Annotated in this window: 10 protein-coding genes and 1 riboswitch; of the genes, 8 read left to right on the top strand and 2 right to left on the bottom strand. The window is 61.0% G+C overall.

All coding sequences use genetic code 11. The features are described 5' to 3' along the window. Positions 1-92, bottom strand: a riboswitch (TPP riboswitch). A gap of 62 nt (positions 93-154) precedes the next feature. Beyond that, positions 155-805 (bottom strand): TetR/AcrR family transcriptional regulator, encoded by a 651-nt coding sequence (locus ELE36_RS01870; protein ID WP_129831480.1) that lies wholly within the window; start codon positions 803-805, stop codon positions 155-157. Positions 806-911: 106 nt separating this feature from the next. On the opposite strand from ELE36_RS01870, the gene ELE36_RS01865 reads away from it, so the two are divergent. From ELE36_RS01865 to ELE36_RS01845, 5 genes are all read left to right on the top strand, one after another. Next, entirely contained in the window at positions 912-2027 is a 1116-nt protein-coding gene (locus ELE36_RS01865; protein ID WP_165371429.1) for an efflux RND transporter periplasmic adaptor subunit, read from the top strand. Beyond that, entirely contained in the window at positions 2024-5254 is a 3231-nt protein-coding gene (locus ELE36_RS01860; protein WP_129831478.1) for an efflux RND transporter permease subunit, read from the top strand. Before ELE36_RS01865 ends, ELE36_RS01860 begins: the two co-directional genes overlap by 4 nt. 106 nt (positions 5255-5360) lie before the next feature. Further along, positions 5361-5702 (top strand): hypothetical protein, encoded by a 342-nt coding sequence (locus ELE36_RS01855; RefSeq protein WP_129831477.1) that lies wholly within the window; start codon positions 5361-5363, stop codon positions 5700-5702. Positions 5703-5955: 253 nt separating this feature from the next. Then, on the top strand, positions 5956-6615 hold the full coding sequence (locus ELE36_RS01850; RefSeq protein WP_129831476.1) for a protein-L-isoaspartate O-methyltransferase family protein: 660 nt from the start codon (positions 5956-5958) through the stop codon (positions 6613-6615). Positions 6616-6661: 46 nt separating this feature from the next. Further along, positions 6662-8053 carry a TolC family outer membrane protein gene (locus ELE36_RS01845; RefSeq protein ID WP_129831475.1) on the top strand — a complete coding sequence of 464 codons (1392 nt, stop codon included), beginning with the start codon at positions 6662-6664 and terminating at the stop codon, positions 8051-8053. A 36-nt stretch (positions 8054-8089) separates the two neighbouring features. On the opposite strand, the gene waaA is transcribed toward ELE36_RS01845, so the two are convergent. After that, positions 8090-9406: a lipid IV(A) 3-deoxy-D-manno-octulosonic acid transferase gene (gene waaA / locus ELE36_RS01840; RefSeq protein WP_129831474.1), complete on the bottom strand. Its 1317-nt coding sequence runs from the start codon at positions 9404-9406 to the stop codon at positions 8090-8092. 106 nt (positions 9407-9512) lie between these two features. Here waaA and lpxL point away from each other — a divergent pair, with 106 nt between their 5' ends. From lpxL to ELE36_RS01825, 3 genes are all read left to right on the top strand, one after another. Next, positions 9513-10463, top strand: a complete 951-nt coding sequence (gene lpxL, locus ELE36_RS01835; protein WP_129831473.1) for an LpxL/LpxP family Kdo(2)-lipid IV(A) lauroyl/palmitoleoyl acyltransferase — start codon at positions 9513-9515, stop codon at positions 10461-10463. 141 nt (positions 10464-10604) lie between these two features. Beyond that, entirely contained in the window at positions 10605-13421 is a 2817-nt protein-coding gene (locus tag ELE36_RS01830; protein WP_129831472.1) for a DUF2339 domain-containing protein, read from the top strand. Further along, complete coding sequence (locus tag ELE36_RS01825; RefSeq protein ID WP_129831471.1) at positions 13418-14863, top strand: DUF3999 domain-containing protein; 1446 nt, start codon at positions 13418-13420, stop codon at positions 14861-14863. Before ELE36_RS01830 ends, ELE36_RS01825 begins: the two co-directional genes overlap by 4 nt. Positions 14864-14898 lie beyond the last annotated feature (35 nt).

The following is a 14898-nucleotide window of genomic DNA, read 5'->3' as shown; positions in this document are numbered from 1 at the left end:
CAGCTATCGGACGAAGCTCCCTACGCCGGGTTAAACCGGATCAGGTTCCAAGGGACTATCTCAGCCTGTGGGAGGCACCCCTGCTTCAAGTGCGACATTCAAACACGAACCGGCGCCCTTGGCGAGCGCGACGGTTTCGCTTAGCGTGCTGCGATCACGATACGGCACGCGGTGCGTAGGCACGCAGGAACATGTCGACCACGCTCTCGATATGACGTTCGGTTTCGGCTGCGGTGATCGGTTCACCACAGCCGATCAGGCGGCGCATGTGGTATTCGCCCTTGATCAAACAGAAAAACTGACCTGCCGCGCGATGCGGATCCGGCACGTCAAGCTGACCGGTTTCGGTCGCGGACGCGAGCAGGTGTTCGAGCGTTTCGTTGGAGCGTTTCGGGCCGGCTTCCCAGAACAGCTGCGGCAAGCGCGAGCTGCCCTTGCATGCATCGGCCATAAGCATGCGCATCAAGCCAATCGATTCTTCGCTGATGATCAGGCCGAAGAATCCGCGCGCGATCACCAGCAAGGTCTTGCGAACAGGACCACGCACTGAAGGCTCGAAAAATTCAGGCGGGAGTTGCTCTTCGCACTTCTGCCGGATCGCCTCGACGAACAGGGTTTCCTTGTCGCGGAAATGGCTATAGACGGTGAGTTTTGAAACTCCCGCTGCGGCGGCGATGGCATCCATGCTGGTGCCTTCGAAACCCAGGCGCGGAAACATCTGCTTGGCCGCATCGAGGATGGCCGCGCGCTTTTCGAGATCTTTCGGTCGACCCGGGCCGGGTGGTTTGCAGGCGAACAGATTCATAAAGTTAAATTACTGGACTAGACGGTTTAGTTTATATAGTATACCAGACAGTTTAGTTTCATGCCCGGTTCGATTTGCAAGCCTTTCAGAGATAGGGATTCTAGCAATGCGTATCAATGCAACGTACTCCTCACGTGTTGCCGCCCTGTTCATTTTCGGCGCAGCAATCGCCGCGACTACAGGTTGCAGTAGTCATGCCGAAATCGCCGAACCACCGCGCAGCGCGATCGTCGCGCAAGCAACACCAGCCACGGCCGCAGTGGCCGAAGTGTATTCCGGCGATGTGCATGCACGTTTCGAAAGCCAGCTCGGTTTTCGCATCAGCGGCAAGATCAAGGCACGACTGGTGGATGTCGGCGCGCAAGTCGTCGCCGGTCAGGTGCTGGCGGAACTCGATCCGCAGGACGTGCAATTGCAGGTCGCGAGCGCACGCGCCACGCTGGCGTCAGCCGAAGCGGATGCGGCGCTGGCCAAATCCGAGCGCGATCGTTATCACGCGCTGCTCGAAAAACATTTCGTCAGCCAAACCGATTTCGACGCCAAGGACAATGTGCTCAAGGCTGCCACCGCGCGCGTGACCGAAGTGCGCTCGGCGTTGTCGATCAATCAGAACCAGGCCGGGTACGCGAGCCTGCGCGCCGATCATGCCGGCGCGATCACGACGATCAACGCCGAGGTCGGCCAGGTGGTTGCGGCGGGCCAGACCATCGCCACGCTCGCCCATGATGGCGAGATCGAGGCTGAGATCAGCGTGCCGGAAAATCGTATCGGCAAATACAAGACCGGCACGCCGGCCACGGTGGAATTGTGGGCCGATGCGGGCAAGCGGATTCCGGGCCATTTGCGCGAAATCGCGCCCGAAGCCGATCCGGTCACACGCACCTATCGCGTGCGTGTCGGCATCGACCAGAACGGTGCGCCGCTGCGTTTCGGCCAGACCGTGCGCGTCTATTTTGTCGATGTGGCCGGCGCCGGCTTGCAGGCATTGCCGCTGAGCGCGCTGCACGAACGCGATGGTAAACCGGCGTTGTGGGTATTCGATCCCAAGACCAAGCAGGTGCACCTCGTTGCGGTCGAAGTAAATGCGTATCGCGAAGACAGCGTGATCATCACCAGCGGCATCGCCGCGCAGCAGTGGATCGTCACGGCCGGCGTGCACACCTTGCACGAAGGCCAGAACGTGCGCCCGGTCGATCGCAACAACAAGGCGGTCACGCTGTGAGCGATTCCACGACGGCAAATTCAAACCCGCCCGAGCCGGAACATTCGCGCTTCAACCTGTCCGAATGGGCGCTGCGCAATCAGGCGCTAGTGCGTTATTTCATCGTCATTCTGGCGATTGCGGGAATCTGGGCCTACAGCGGATTGGGGCAATCGGAAGATCCACCGTTCACCTTCAAGGTGATGGTGATCCAGACCGTCTGGCCCGGCGCTACCGCGGCTGAAGTGACCGAACAAGTCACCGAACGCATCGAGAAAAAACTGCAGGAACTGCCCGAACTGGATTACTTGCGCAGCTATTCGCGGCCCGGCGAATCGCAGGTGTTTTTCGTGATCAAGGATTCGGTGCCCGGCGCACGCGTGCAGGACATCTGGTATCAGGTGCGCAAGAAGATCGGCGACATTCGCTACACCTTGCCGAGCACAGTGATCGGGCCGAATTTCAATGATGAGTTCGGCGACACGTTCGGCAACATTTACGCGCTGACCAGCGACGGTTTCAGTTACGCGCAGATGCGCGACTATGCCGAGCGCATCAAGCTCGAACTGCTGCGTGTGCCAAACGTCGCCAAGGTGGATCTGATCGGGCTGCAGGACGAAAAAATATTTATCGAAGTTTCCAACGCCAAACTCGCCACGCTCGGCGTGAGTTTCGCCCAGGTGCAGCAGGTACTCCAGAGTCAGAATGCGGTTACTGCAGCCGGCAGTTTCGAAACCGCGACCGATCGCATCTACATGCGTCCGAGCGGTGCGTTCGATACGGTCGAGTCGATACGCGATATTTCGATCCGCGCGAATGGCCGTCTGTTTCGCCTCGGTGATGTCGCCGAGGTCAAGCACGGTTATACCGATCCGGCCCAGCCGCGCATGCGTTTCAACGGCAAAGAGGCAATCGGCATTGCCGTGTCGATGCGCGATGGCGGCGACATCATCGAACTCGGTCACGCGCTGCAGGCGGCGCGGCCGCGATTGCAATCAACCTTGCCGGTCGGACTTGATTTGAACCAGGTGGCCGATCAGCCCAAGGCGGTGCACGAATCGATCAGCGAATTCGTGCGCACGCTTGGTGAGGCGGTGGTGATCGTATTGCTCGTGAGCTTTTTCTCGCTCGGCCTGCGCACCGGCTTGGTGGTCGCGCTGACGATTCCGCTCGTGCTAGCGATGACCTTCGCCGCGATGAAATTTTTCGACATCAACCTGCACAAGATTTCGCTCGGCGCACTCGTGTTGTCACTCGGATTATTGGTGGATGACGCGATCATCGCCGTGGAAATGATGGCGATCAAGATGGAGCAAGGCATGCAGCGCATTCCGGCCGCGGCTTTCGCCTACAGCTCGACCGCGTTCCCGATGCTGACCGGCACCTTGGTCACTGCGGCAGGATTTCTGCCGATCGCCACCGCACGTTCTTCGACCGGCGAATACACGCGTGCGATTTTCCAAGTCACCGCGATCGCGCTGTTGTTGTCGTGGATCGCTGCCGTCGTTTTCATTCCGTATCTTGGTTACAAACTGTTGCCGGATCACCATGCCGCACCGAGCAACAGCGCGTTTGCGCGATTCGTGCGACGCCTGCGTGCGCGCCTGCCGCTTTGGCTCGGCGGCATCAGCGCCACCGACGCGAATACGCAGATCGACGATCCGTACCAGAGCGGTTTTTATCGCCGTTTTCGCAGCCTCGTGGCGTGGTGTGTAAGTTATCGCAAGACCGTGATTCTGGTCACCGTGCTGACGTTTGTTTTGTCGCTGGTCGGCTTCGGTTTTGTGCAGCAACAATTCTTTCCGGATTCGACGCGCACCGAATTGCTGGTCGATCTGAAACTCGCCGAGGGCGTGTCGCTGACCGCTACCGCCGAGCAGGTGAAGAAGCTCGAAGCGTGGCTGGCGAAACGTCCCGAGCTTGAAAATTCGGTGGCGTATGTCGGCTCCGGTTCGCCACGTTTTTATCTGTCGCTGGATCAGCAACTGACGCAGGCGAGCTTCGCCGAATTCGTGTTGCTCACGCGCAGCCAGGAGGATCGCGAACATCTGCGCAGCGATCTGCTGAAACTTTTCGAGCAGGACTATCCCGAGCTGCGCGCGCGCATTGTGCGTCTAGAAAACGGCCCGCCGGTCGGTTATCCGCTGCAGTTCCGCGTGTCCGGCGAAGATGTGCAAACCGCGCGCGGCATCGCGCGTCAGGTGGCCGAGGTGATGCGCGCCAACACGCATACGCGCAACGTCAATCTGGACTGGGAAGAACCGAGCAAGGTCGTGCGTCTGGTGATCGATCAGGAGCGCGCGCGCGTGCTCGGCGTGAGCTCGCAGGACCTGTCGAATTTCCTGCAGAGTTCTTTGTCGGGCGTGCCGATCAGCGAATTCCGCGAACGCGACCAACTCATCCAGGTGCTGTTGCGCGGCCCGGCCGAGGAGCGCGCGCAACTGTCGTTGTTGTCCAGCCTCTCGGTGCCGACCAGCAACGGCAAACCCGTGCCGCTGGCGCAGATCGCCAACATCGAATACGGCTTCGAGGAAGGCATCATCTGGAAACGCAATCGCCTGCCCACGGTCACCGTGCGCGGCGATACCGACGGCGTAATGCAACCGCCGACCGTCACGGCGCAGATCGAGCCGATGCTGGCAAAAATTCGTGCGGCGCTGCCGACCGGCTACCTGCTCGAAACCGGCGGCACGGTGGAAGAATCGGCCAAGGGCCAGAGCTCGGTGAACGCGGGCGTGCCGCTGTTCCTGCTCGTGGTTTTCACCGTGCTGATGATCCAGCTCAAGAGTTTGCAGCGCGTGCTGTTGGTGGTGCTCACCGCCCCACTCGGCCTGATCGGCGTGACTTTGTTTTTGCTGATCTTCAACGTGCCATTCGGGTTTGTCGCGATGCTCGGCACGATCGCGCTGTTCGGCATGATCATGCGCAACTCGGTGATCCTGGTCGATCAGATCGAGCAGGATATCGCGCTCGGCCACGAACCTTGGAACGCCGTGATCGATGCCACGGTGCGGCGTTTCCGCCCGATCGTGTTGACTGCGCTAGCGGCGATTCTGGCAATGATTCCGCTCGCCCGCAGCGCATTTTTCGGCCCGATGGCGGTCGCGATCATGGGCGGGCTGCTGGTCGCCACGGCACTGACTTTGTTGTTCTTGCCGGCGTTGTATGCGGCGTGGTTCCGCGTGCCGCCGCCGCACTCACGCGACGAGCAACATTTGCTTACAAAAATGATTCCAAAGGCACATTGAAATGCTTCTTGTTCACCCCGACTTAACATCAATCGCGCCGCAGCGAGTGGCTGTCTTGCGCGTCAGCGCTTCATCTTCTCCACCGTTGCCAGGGAATCAACCCATCATGGGATCCGCCTATCCGCTCGCTCTGAGCGAAAGCTACAAACAGGCGCAACGCGCCTTTGCCGCATTGCTCGAAAACGACACCGATTTCGATCTGCACGCCGACATGCAGCAGCTTGCCGCCGAGCGCAGCCTGTATCGACTCAGCCGCAGCGAACTCGGCACTCTTGCGCGCTGGCTCGGCTGGCAGATGGTGGTGCGCACGCGCGCCGCGCAACGGGTCGGCATGAACGTTTTATCGACGGTCAATGCGCGTCTGGAAAGTGCCGTCGAGCGTGAACTTACGCGCTTGCCGCTGGCGCAGATCACGCGCAGTTCGGCACCGATGCGTTTGAGCGCATAAAAGTTGCAATGACTTCCGGCACTTTGGCAAACACGCGCGACAAGCGACCTTAAGCGCCACTGGGCAAAGCCCGCAACACGTTTCACCACGGGCCGAATGTCGGGAACAGGCATTGTCACTGCAACGATGCAACCAAGCCGCGCCAGCATGCGTCCATACAGCGAATGGTGTTTGTTTCAACGTCAATATTTGCCCAGAGTCGGGCGTGGCTCTATGCTTTTAAGCCTTTTTGCCCTGGCTGGAACTCAACCGCATGTCCATGAACATTGAATTGGCGCGTTTCAACATGGTCGAGCAGCAAGTGCGACCGTGGGAAGTTCTCGACGCGCGTGTACTCGCCGTACTCGCCGCGATGAAACGCGAAGACTACGTCGCGCCCGAACATCGCAATCTCGCGTTCGCCGATCTTTGCCTGCCGCTGGCGCATGGCGAGGTAATGCTGAAACCGGTGCTCGAAGGCCGCCTGCTGCAAGCGCTGGCACTCACCGGCAACGAGAGCGTGCTCGAAATCGGTACCGGCTCGGGATTCGTCACCGCGTGTCTGGCCATGCTCGCAGACTCGGTCGTGAGTATCGAGCAACACGCCGATCTCGCCGCCACTGCTCGCGCACGGCTGGAACAACAAGGCATTGCCAACGTCAGCATCGAAACTGCCGAAGCGGTGCTGGGTTTCGATCCGCAGCGCCAGTTCGATGCGGTCGTCGTGACCGGCGCCGTAGCCACCGTGCCGCAGCGTTTCCGCGACTGGGTCAAACCGGGCGGACGTTTGTTCGCGATCGTCGGTCAATCGCCGGTGCAACAGGCGATGCTGTACACGCGAATCGATGCGCAGCAATGGAGCGAAGAAAGTTTGCTGGAAACCGATATTCCGTATCTCACCAATGCCGCGCCACCGAAACGCTTTACGCTGTAAAGCTTGGGCTCGGCAGCAATCCACTGCCATCAGGATGAAACCCGACATGTTCAAACGACTGCGCCTCCCACCGCTCACTCTGGCCCTGCTATGCGCCAGCCTGCCTGGCTTCGCCGCCGCCGAAGATCTGCTGCAGGTGTATCAGATTGCACGCAGCGCCGATCCGACCCTCGCCACCGTCGAAGCGCAAAAACGCAGTGTTGGTGAAGGTGTGGCGCAAGCGCGCTCGGCTTTGTTGCCGCAGATCAGCGGTAGCGCCGGTATTTTGCGCGATGACAGCAGCCAGAGTTCGACTGGCCTGAGCGTGATCAACGGTCAGATCGGCACTGGATTGTTCGGTTCCAGCGCGCTCACCTACAGCCGTCGTTACGTGCTGCAGGCCAACCAGACTTTGTTCGATTTCAGCAAGCTGTCGCAGCTGCACGCCGCTCACGCTAGCGCTGACGCCGGTGAAAGCAACTACACCGCCGCCGAACAAAGCCTGATCCTGCGTGTCGCCACGAATTATTTTGCCGTACTTACTGCGGAAGATGCGTTGCTGTTCGCCCAAGCCAATGAAAAAGCCCTGGCGCGTCAGCTCGATCAAGCCGAACAACGTTTTGAAGTCGGCTTGTCGGCGATCACCGACGTGCATGACGCGCGCGCCAAACACGATTCCGCCGTGGCCGGTACCATCGATGCGAAAAATGCGGTGGATGACGCTCGCGAAGCGTTGACCGAAATCATTGCCAAGCCGATCGGCGACCTGAAACATCTACGCGACAACCTGCCGATGGAAGCGCCAACGCCAAGCGATCCGGAAGCATGGGTGGCGCTTGCGTTGAAGCAGAATCCCGCACTGGCGTCGGGTCAGCACACCGTCGATGCCGCCGAATATTCGATCCAGACCCAGCGCTCGGGCCACCTGCCTACCTTGACCGCATCGTTCCAGCGTTCGGATATCCCGAGCTGGGGCAACGGCAGTCAGTTTGAATCCGGTTCGGGTTTCAGTGGCCATACCAACGGTTTGAGTGGCGATACCAGCCTCGGCGTGAGTTTGAATATTCCCATCTTCACCGGCGGTTTTACTTCCTCACGCGTGCGTCAGGCGATTGCCGATCGCGACACCGCCCAGGATCAATTCGAAACGCAACGCCGTACGGTCGTGCATCAGACGCGCACCGCGTATCGTTCAGTGGTCGCCGGCATCAGCGAAGTACAAGCGCGCAAGCAGGCAGTGGTTTCGGCGCAGAGCGCGCTCGATGCGACCCGCGCCGGTTTCGAAGTCGGCACGCGCACCATCGTCGATGTGTTGTTAAGCCAGCAAGGTCTACTGCAGGCGCAGAGTGATTATTCACAGGCGCGCCACGGATTTGTGATCAACGGCCTGCGGCTCAAGGATTCGGCCGGCAGCATCGCGCCAAAGGATCTCGAAGCGGTGAACTCGCTGCTCGAATGATCCATCGATAACGCTGCGGCAGATCAGTGCTCTGCGTCAGAGTTTGCGCTGACGAACAGAGGCTTTCAGACCGCCCGGCGCGGTACCGTGCAAGGCATCCTCGATGATCGCCATGCTGCGATCGACCGCGCCGCTTTCGCGCTGGAAAACCTGGCGCGCGGCCTCCCCCATAAGCTCGCGTTCATCGGGATGCGACAACAGATGCAGCACCGCATCGCCGAGCAACTCGGCGTCGGCGATCCCGATCATCGCGCGCGCCTGCGCCAGGCTGGCGACGATTTCTTCGAAGTTGAAGGTGTGCGGACCGACGATTACCGGCACCGCCAGCGCGGCTGGCTCAAGCAGATTGTGGCCGCCGACGCGATCAAGGCTGCCGCCAACAAACGCGATGTCCGCAGCGGCGTAATAGTTCAGCAATTCGCCCAGCGTATCGACCACAAACACCTGGCTTGACGTGTCCGCAGTATCGTCCTCGCTGCGCGTGCGCGTGGCGAAACCGAGATTGCGAAACGCCTGCGCCACCGGCTTGAAACGCTCGGGATGGCGCGGCGCGATCAGCAGCAGCGCATCCGGAAAACGCCGCAGCACTTCGGTATGTGCCTTGAGCACGGCGATCTCCTCGCCTTCGTGCGTGCTCGCGGCAATCCATACCGGCCGATGCGCGCCCCAGCCGCTACGCAAATCACGACCGCATTGCGCGAGTTCGGGCGGCACCGCCATGTCGTATTTCAGGTTGCCGACCACACGCAAACGCTCGGGTCGCGCGCCGATGCTAAGCAAGCGTTCGGCATCCAGTTGCGATTGCGCGGCGACAAAACTCACACTGCGAATCGCCATGCGCACGAGCGGCCGGATCGGGCCGTAACCTTTCAGGCTGCGCTCGGAAAGCCGCGCGTTCGCCACCACGATCGGCACGCCGGCGCTGTGGCATTCCATGAACAGGTTCGGCCAGATTTCGGTTTCCATGATCACCGCCAGCCGCGGTTTCACGCGTGCCAGGAAACGGCAGATCGAGGCCGGCAAATCGTACGGCAGGTAGACATGAAACACGCGCTCGCCGAACACCTTGCGCACGCGCTCCGATCCAGTCGGCGTGACCGTGGTGATGACGAACGTCGAGCCGATATGCCGGCGCATCAGCGCCTCGATCAATGGCACCGCGGCATTGACCTCGCCCATCGAGACGGCATGGATCCAGATGCTGTCGTGAAATTTCGGGTCTGGAAAAAAACCGAAACGCTCGCGCCAACGCGCGAGGTATTCGCGATAACGAAAACCGCGCCAAGCAAGGCGATACACGATCACCGGCGTCAGCAGGTACATCGTCAGCGTGTAGAAGAAGCGTGTGAGCATGGAATTGAGCATAGATGGCGCCAGTATAACGGCCACGCGCCCGCACATCGTTGCCTGATTCGCGGCGGCCACGCACGAAAGACGCGCGTCCGCATACAATCCATGCATGCCTGCCGCCGACTCTACCCCGCCCGCTTCCATCACGCCCGCGCCGCCGTGGCGTGCCGCCCTGCTCTCGCCGCGCTATTGGCCGAGCTGGCTCGCGCTCGGCGTAATCTGGCTGATCGCACGTTTGCCTTATCGCGTGTTGTTCGGCCTCGGTCATGCGCTCGGCACGCTGCTGCCGATGCTGCTGCCGGCGCGCAAACGCGTTGCGCGCCGCAATCTCGAAATTTGTTTCCCAGAAATGTCGGCGCAAGAACGTGCCGATTTGCTGAAAGCCAATATGCGCGATCTCGGCCTCATGCTGGTCGAGTTTGCGCTGGCGTGGATGGCATCGACGCGCGCCATCGCGCGCGTGCCGGTGCAGATCGAAGGCCTCGAACATCTCGCAGCTGCACGCGCCGCTGGGCGCGGCGTGTTGTTGGTCGGCGCGCATTTTTCGCATCTCGAACTGTGCGCGCGGCTGGTGTCACAACGCATCCGCATCGCCGGCATGTATCGCGTGATGGACGATGCCGCGTTCGAGTGGGCGGTGCTGCGCGCGCGCCTGCGTTACGCCGATGCGATGTTCACCAAGGAGCAGATTCGCGCCACCGTGAAGCATCTCAAATCCGGCGGCACGATCTGGTACGCGCCGGATCAGGACATGCGCGGCAAGGATGCGTTGTTCGCGCCGTTTTTCGGCGTGCCGGCATCGACCATCACCGCAACCCATCACCTCGCGCGACTGTCTGGTGCGGTTGTGATTGCATTTTTTCATCGGCGCCTGCCCGATGGCGGTTATGTGCTGCGGCTCGAAGCACCGCTGACGGATTTTCCGAGTAGCGATGTCGCCGTCGATACCGCACGAATCAATGCCGCGATCGAACGCATGGTGCGCGAGGCGCCGGCGCAATATCTGTGGGTGCACAAACGCTTCAAGTCGCGCCCCGAACAGCAACCGCCGCTGTATTGATACTATCTTCGCGGGCGATGTCGCAAGGGTTCATCGACAATGTCCCGTCGTATGCTCGTTTGTCGTAATGCTGGTTTCGCAGGATGGAAACACCGGGTTCGTTCCGTTGCGGCACGATTCGGTCTCACAGGGGAATAACACATGAGCTTTTTATTGTTGCTGGTCGGCGCAATTTTCGGCGCGATCTTGTGCGGCGGAATATTTCAAAACGAGGCGTGGGGCGCTGGCGTGGTGTTCGGCGCGATCAGCGGATTGTTCATCGCGCGCTGGCGCATTCTCGCCACACGCGTAAGCCAGCTCGAACGTGATCTGATTGCGCTGCGTAACGCGCGCATCAGCAAATCGATGGATTCCGACAAGGCGCGTTCCGATGCCGCGGCGCAATCGCTGACATTGCGCGACGAGCCAGCGGCCGACCTCGATTTCCCATCAGCAATCCCGTCTGCGAATGTCACCGCGCCGATCCCGGCCCGGGTTTATATCCCGCAGCCGCCGACATCGATACAAGCCGATCAGCCCATCGCCGCAACGTCCGCGCCCGATGCAACTGCCGCATCGGTGCCGTCGCTAAATGCCCATCGCGCGGCGACACCAACCACGCCACGCCCGGTCGTCCGCCGCGAGCCGGATTCCATCGAGCGCGGCATCAGCGCGATCAAACGCTGGTTCACCGAAGGCAATGTGCCGGTCAAGATCGGCGTGCTGGTGTTGTTCGCCGGTGTCGCCGCGCTGATCAAATACGCCGCCGATCAAGGCTGGCTGAGCCTGCCGATCGAACTGCGCCTCGCCGCCATCGCCGCGGCAACGCTGGCCGCGCTGGTGTTTGCGTGGCGCAAGCGCGAACAGAACCGTTCGTTCGCGCTGAGTCTGCAGGGCGGCTGCATCGGCATCCTGATGATGCTGGTGTTCAGCGCATTCCGCGTCTATCACCTGATTCCGAGCGGCGCGGCGTTCGCCTTGTTGTTGATCCTGGTCGTCGGTATCGGCGTACTCGCCGTGTTGCAGGACGCGATCGCGCTGGCGGTGCTCGGCATCATCGGCGGATTTCTCTCGCCGATTCTGGTGTCGACCGGCGGCGGCAGTCATGTGGCGTTGTTCTCGTATTACACGTTGTTGAACGCTGCGATTCTCGGCATCGCCTGGCGCAAGCCGTGGCGCGTGTTGAACCTGATCGGTTTCGCGTTCACCTTCGGCATCGGCAGCGCCTGGGGCGTACTGAGTTACCAGCCGCAAAATCTCGCGAGCACTGAGCCATTCCTGATTCTGTTCTGGCTTTTTTATCTCGCGATCCCGGTGTTGTATGCGCTGCGCCAAGCGCCGGATCGTCGCGACTTCATCGACTCCACGCTGGTGTTCGGCACGCCGCTGATTGCCTTCCCGCTGCTCGCCGGATTGCTGCACGGTGATCGCCTGACGCTGGCTTTCAGCGCGGTGATCGCGGCGGCGGTTTACACCACGCTGGCGTGGGTGTTGCTGCGTCGCTTCTCGCTCAAGCTGCTCGGCGAATCACACGCGCTGCTCGCGCTGGGTTTCGCCACGCTCGCGGTGCCGCTGGCGCTATCGGCACGCACCACGGCTTGCGCGTGGGCGCTCGAAGGCGCGGCGCTGGTCTGGCTCGGACTACGCCAGCAACGACGTCTGCCGCGCTGGATCGGCTATGTATTGCAGCTCGCTGCCGCGTGCTCGCTTGCGCTGCATTTTGATCCCGGGCATGTGCCGGTGCACGAGACTCAGGCGATTTTCAACGGCACGTTTTTTTGCGCGTTGCTGATCAGTCTGGCCGGATTTGTCAGCGCGCGGTTGTTGAGCCTGCGCGACAGCAAAGCGCCACTCAGTCACGCGATGTTCTGGTGGGCGCTGGGCTGGTGGTATCTGCTCGGCGGCAACGAAATCCACACCTTCGCCGCGGAGAATCTGAAAACGCTGTGGGCCTTCGGTTTTGTCTCGGTCAGTGCGTGGATCGGCGCGGAGCTGCTGCGTCGCCTGCGCTGGCAGGATTGCGCGCTGCCGGCGGTGATCATCTTCCCGCTGGCGTTGCCGATGATCGGCATCATCGCCTTCGAACAACACGGCCCGCTCGAAGGTTATGCGATACCGGTGTGGGCGATCTGGCTGCTGGCTGCGCTGCGCAGTCTGCATAACTTGCAGCCCGCACTCAGCAAGGGCATGAGCGTGCTGCAGTTCATTTTCCTCTGGGCGCTGGTTTTGCTGCTGGGCGCCGAGTTCGGCCATCTCGCCGATGTGCATTTTTCGCTCGCGCCGATTTGGGTGGTGCTGGCCGGATTACTGCCGTTCGCGACGCTGTTCTGGCTAACTTTGGAACGCAAATCGCTGGTGCATTATCCGTTGCCGGTGCTGGGCGATTCGTTGCGCACAGCGTTGCTCGCCACGCTCGGTATCGTGCTTGGTTTGTTCCTGCTACTCGGTTTATTCGTCGAAGGCCACGCCACGCCGCTGCCGTATGTGCCGCTGCTGAATCCGCTGGAACTCGCGCAATGTCTGGTTGCGTTGCTGATGTTGCGCTGGTATCGCCGCACGGATCACAACAGTGGAAGCGCGATCTCGCAGGAGTCTGGCCTGCGCGTATTTGCACTGTTCGGTTTTGCACTGCTGACATCCATCACGTTGCGCAGCGTGCATTTCCTCGCCAACCTTCCATGGAATGAACATCTGTTCGATGCCACCGTCACGCAGGCGAGTCTGTCGCTGGTGTGGAGTGCGGTCGGCATCGCGGCGATGTTGTTCGGCGCGAAGCGCAAAATTCGTGGCGTATGGATCGGCGGCGCAGCCTTGATGGGCGTGGTGCTGGTCAAGTTGATCCTGATCGATCGACAACATCTCGGCGACTTGCCGGGTATTTTGTCGTTCCTCGCGGTCGGCGTCTTGCTGCTGGTGGTCGGCTATTTTGCGCCAGTGCCACCGCGCAAATTGACGACGATAAACGGAGATAGCGAATGAAGCTTTTTGCGCTGAATCGCACCACGTTAGTTGGTGTCGTGTTCGCAGTATTCTGCGCCGATGCAATGGCGGCGAAGTCCAGCGATTTCGCCTACGCGTGGCCGCTTACGACCGGCGCGGAAAGCAGCGCGTACCAGATCGAAATTACGCCGGAAGTGTATGCAGCGCTGTTCGATCCGGAGTTGCGCGATCTCGAAGTTTTCAACGCCGCAGACGAAGCCGTGCCGCTGCAAGCAGTGGCGTTCGACACGCAGGTTTTGTATCACGAAGAGCGCGTGAAACTGCCGAGTTTCGCGTTACCGCGTAATGCCGACGATCAGGCCAGCGACGATCTGCATATCCAGATCGAACGCGATATAACCGGGCGTTTGCGCAAGCTCGATACGCAAACCGGCAATGCCCGTGCCGCCAGCACGCGCACCGATTATCTGCTCGATGCCAGCGCGATTGATGCGCCGATCGAAAGTCTGTGGCTGCAGGATACGAACTCCACCAGTGCGTTGAACGCGCAGTTCGCGGTCGATGCCAGCGACGATCTGCAGCATTGGCATACGCTGGTCGATGCGGCCAGCGTGATGGATTTGCGCCAGAACGATGCCACGCTCGTGCGCCGCCAGATCGTGCTTGCGCAAGCGCACGCAAAATATCTGCGGCTGCGTCGACTCGACAACGGCACCACGCCGGGCACGGGCTTCAGCGTCGAGGCACGACTGCTCTCGCGCACTAGCGTGCAACGTCCCGGTCGCCAGTGGATCGACGTGCCGCTGAGTGCACAAGACGCACCATCGACGATCGCGCCAGCATCCGCTGGGCACAATCCGCCGCCCATCGGATATCAATATCTATTGCCCGGCGCGTTGAATGTGGAAGCACTGCGCGTGACGTTGGCCAGCGATAATTCCATCGCCGAAATGTCGGCGCTGAGCCGGCTCGGTGGCGGCGCTACGCAAAGCTGGAGCCAGCGCGCACGTTTCACTGCATTCCGTCTGCGCCAGGATGGCGCTGTGCTAAGCAACGATGAAATCGCAATCGGCAGCGGCCTGCGCTCACGCGAATGGCGCATCGAACCGGCGCAGGCGCTGAGCGTGCCAGCCTCGCTCAGCATCGCTTATCGCCCGGATCGTTTTGTGTTTCTAGCGCAAGCGCCGGGGCCGTATCGACTGGTCGCAGGACAACGCAGCGAACGCCGCGGTGACGCGCCGGTCAACGCCGCACTCATGCAATTGCGCGCGCGCCTCGGCCACGATTGGCAACCGCCGCTGGTCACGTTGGGTGCACGCGAAACCTTGCGTGGCGCGGCGGCGACTGCGGCGCCCGCGCCAACACCCGAGGCATATCCATGGAAATCCTGGCTGCTGTGGACGTTGCTGGTCGGCGGCGCCGCGGCTGTGGGATTCATGGCGTTGCAGTTGCTCAAGGATGCGCAACCGCCGAAACCCTAGCGAAGTCAATAAGCGCATGCTGTAACCGGTGCGCA

Source organism: Pseudolysobacter antarcticus (assembly GCF_004168365.1).
Taxonomy (GTDB): Bacteria; Pseudomonadota; Gammaproteobacteria; order Xanthomonadales; family Rhodanobacteraceae; genus Pseudolysobacter; species Pseudolysobacter antarcticus.
This window is presented reverse-complemented; position numbering and strand designations above follow the sequence as displayed.

Excerpts from the sequence above, each read along its gene's own strand:
- ELE36_RS01870 (WP_129831480.1), bottom strand. The coding sequence starts at position 805 with ATGAATCTGTTCGCCTGCAAACCACCCGGCCCGGGTCGACCGAAAGAT.
- ELE36_RS01865 (WP_165371429.1), top strand. The coding sequence starts at position 912 with ATGCGTATCAATGCAACGTACTCCTCACGTGTTGCCGCCCTGTTCATT.
- ELE36_RS01855 (WP_129831477.1), top strand. The coding sequence starts at position 5,361 with ATGGGATCCGCCTATCCGCTCGCTCTGAGCGAAAGCTACAAACAGGCG.
- ELE36_RS01850 (WP_129831476.1), top strand. The coding sequence starts at position 5,956 with ATGTCCATGAACATTGAATTGGCGCGTTTCAACATGGTCGAGCAGCAA.
- ELE36_RS01845 (WP_129831475.1), top strand. The coding sequence starts at position 6,662 with ATGTTCAAACGACTGCGCCTCCCACCGCTCACTCTGGCCCTGCTATGC.
- waaA (WP_129831474.1), bottom strand. The coding sequence starts at position 9,406 with ATGCTCACACGCTTCTTCTACACGCTGACGATGTACCTGCTGACGCCG.
- lpxL (WP_129831473.1), top strand. The coding sequence starts at position 9,513 with ATGCCTGCCGCCGACTCTACCCCGCCCGCTTCCATCACGCCCGCGCCG.
- ELE36_RS01830 (WP_129831472.1), top strand. The coding sequence starts at position 10,605 with ATGAGCTTTTTATTGTTGCTGGTCGGCGCAATTTTCGGCGCGATCTTG.
- ELE36_RS01825 (WP_129831471.1), top strand. The coding sequence starts at position 13,418 with ATGAAGCTTTTTGCGCTGAATCGCACCACGTTAGTTGGTGTCGTGTTC.